At 51.5% G+C, this 2,349-nt stretch carries 4 protein-coding genes; 2 read left to right on the top strand and 2 right to left on the bottom strand.

What is annotated here, in order from left to right; translation table 11 throughout:
• Positions 1 to 909: alpha/beta fold hydrolase (locus tag NZ772_17605; protein ID MCS6815373.1), on the top strand; the 909-nt coding region annotated here is incomplete at its 5' end.
• On the opposite strand, the gene NZ772_17610 is transcribed toward NZ772_17605, so the two are convergent.
• Complete coding sequence (locus tag NZ772_17610; protein MCS6815374.1) at positions 906 to 1,577, bottom strand: glutathione S-transferase family protein; 672 nt, start codon at positions 1,575 to 1,577, stop codon at positions 906 to 908. The genes NZ772_17605 and NZ772_17610 overlap by 4 nt on opposite strands.
• Positions 1,578 to 1,657: 80 nt before the next feature.
• Complete coding sequence (locus tag NZ772_17615) at positions 1,658 to 1,840, bottom strand: hypothetical protein (protein MCS6815375.1); 183 nt, start codon at positions 1,838 to 1,840, stop codon at positions 1,658 to 1,660.
• Between the two features lie 157 nt (positions 1,841 to 1,997).
• Between NZ772_17615 and NZ772_17620 the strand changes: the two genes are divergently transcribed.
• Positions 1,998 to 2,349, top strand: a 352-nt coding sequence (locus NZ772_17620) for a pyridoxine 5'-phosphate synthase (protein ID MCS6815376.1), incomplete at its 3' end; no start/stop codon positions are given.

Consider the following 2,349-nt stretch of genomic DNA (forward strand, 5'->3'; position numbering starts at 1 on the left):
TGCCTGTTCTTCCATGGGTTCACAGCCGCACCTCACCAGTTTATTCCCATGAGTCAGATGTTTTTTAAGGCAGGTTATAACGTGATTGTGCCCCTCATGCCAGGACACGGCCAAGCAGGGCAGTGGGATAAGAGCAATCCACCCCCGTTGCCAACTAATCCTGCCCAATATCAAGACTTCGCTCTCTACTGGCTACAAATTGCTCAACTGCTAGGGAGACGGGTCATCGTTGGTGGCTTGTCTGGGGGAGGCACCTTAGCAGCTTGGTTGTCGCTGTATTGTCCCAGAGCTATCTATCGAACCATTTTGTTTGCGCCGTTCCTAAGTAGCAGCAACAAAGTTGTTGATTTGTTTGTCAAGTCCTTTGATGGCTATTTTGAATGGACACAGGCATCAGCTTATGAGAGAGTTCCAGCCAATATCTTTGGCTATTCTGGATTTGCTCTGCCTGCCTTGCGGACATTTTTGGTGATGGGGCAAACGGTCTTGCAGGCTGCCCGATCGCAGTTCTCACCACCGTTGTTCATCATTTCCAGCGAGTGTGACGAGGCAGTAGGCAACTATGACCACAAGACTCTATTTGACAGGCTAATTCAGCGCCAACCGATGACATGGAAGCACTGCTTTAGTCGGGCCTTGGCTATTCCCCACACGATGATGACAAAGGCAGAGGGCAATCAGTGGGAGAACTTGCTAAATGTTATGGTCAAGGCGTTTGTGCAAAGCAATCTGACCTGGGCAGAACTAGAAGAGATTGGCTTTCGGATGACTAGAGGCAAGACGTTCAAGGCTGTGATAGCAGAACTGGGGTTGCAGCAGAATGTCTCTCCGGACATGCCTGCTATGATGACCATGCTGGACAAGCGGGCGATCGTTGAAGCTCGTAACTCTACCCACAGACGGCACTAGCTCTCCAAACCAGGAGGCAATGCTTCTCCGCAGTGACTATGGATGTGAATGATACGCTCCCACAGCCAAGAGTATTGCTGGCGATAGCTGGGAATCAGTGCTAGGGGGCTAAGGAGGGCAGCCGCTGTAATATCCGCAATGCTGAGGCGATCGCCCACTAAGTAAGGAGCTTGCCATTGATCTGCCAAAAAGGCCAGGGCTTGGTCTAGGCGATCGCGGGCTAGGCTAACAGTTGCTGGATAAATGCCATACTGTCGACAGACAACTTGGATCACTAAGCGGTTAAAGGGTGATGTGTCCAAATAGCGCCCCTCGTTGGCTCGGAAGTGGTAGTAGACAAACCGTGTGGCTGTGCCGATGCTCTCATCCAACCAGTCTTCTAGTATCCTAGCCCGGCGTTGCAACTGGGGATCATCTGGAAGCAGTGGTGGTATGGGTTGTAGGGTCTCAAGGAAGGCTAAGATGCGGGTAGAATCGGCGATCGCGACTGGATGCCCCGGCAACTCTGGTAGTAACACCGGTAATGTTGTGGTTCCTGTGATTGGCTTTAGTCGCAAGGCATGAAGTCCTGGTGTCAGATTTTGCACTTGATAGGCCAATTGCTTGTAGCCTAAGGCTAATCGTGCCTTACGACAGTAGTGAGACGTGCTGAATTGAAGCAACAACATAGTGCTTGGTGTAGTGTGCAGTCGGTAGAGTGCTGGATAGACTGTACTGGATAGGGTTAGACCTGTGAGCGTGATAGCGGTTAGCCAACAGCAACATTGTCGGGATCGATGCCCAGCGATTGCAAGTAGGTTACCAATTGTTCAGCCCGATGTTGAGCTGATTCCTTTGCTAAGCGTTCCTGCTCTGCCCGCTGTTGCTCCCGTTCTACCGCTTGCTCATCAGGAGCTTGACTTGAAGCGGGAATGGTCACTAGGCCGGTCATGGTGGATCGCCTCTGGTTAACTAACCTGATTGTAAATCTTCATCATCTAGCTTCAATAACTGGCTAGTGGGACGCTCAATACTGGACTGTGGCAGCTTTATAATATTGAGGCGTTAACAAGCGACCTGAGACCTTGAAACCTAGAAGTTGACACTACATGAAACAACCAACCCTGGGGGTAAACCTTGACCATATTGCCACCATTCGGCAGGCCCGACGAACCGTAGAGCCAGACCCGGTAGCAGCCGCTGTCTTGGCAGAACTGGGCGGCGCTGATGGCATTACTGTGCACCTGAGAGAAGACCGCAGACATATTCAAGAGCGAGATGTGCAACTGCTACGCCAGATTGTCCGTACTCACCTCAATCTAGAGATGGCGGCAACAGATGAGATGGTGGCGATCGCCCTTGACTTGAAGCCGGATTATGTAACCCTAGTGCCTGAACGCCGGGAAGAAGTGACCACCGAGGGTGGACTTGATATTCTTGGGCAAACTGCCCGCATAGCCC

This window comes from Cyanobacteriota bacterium (assembly GCA_025054735.1).
Taxonomy (GTDB): Bacteria; Cyanobacteriota; Cyanobacteriia; order SKYG9; family SKYG9; genus SKYG9.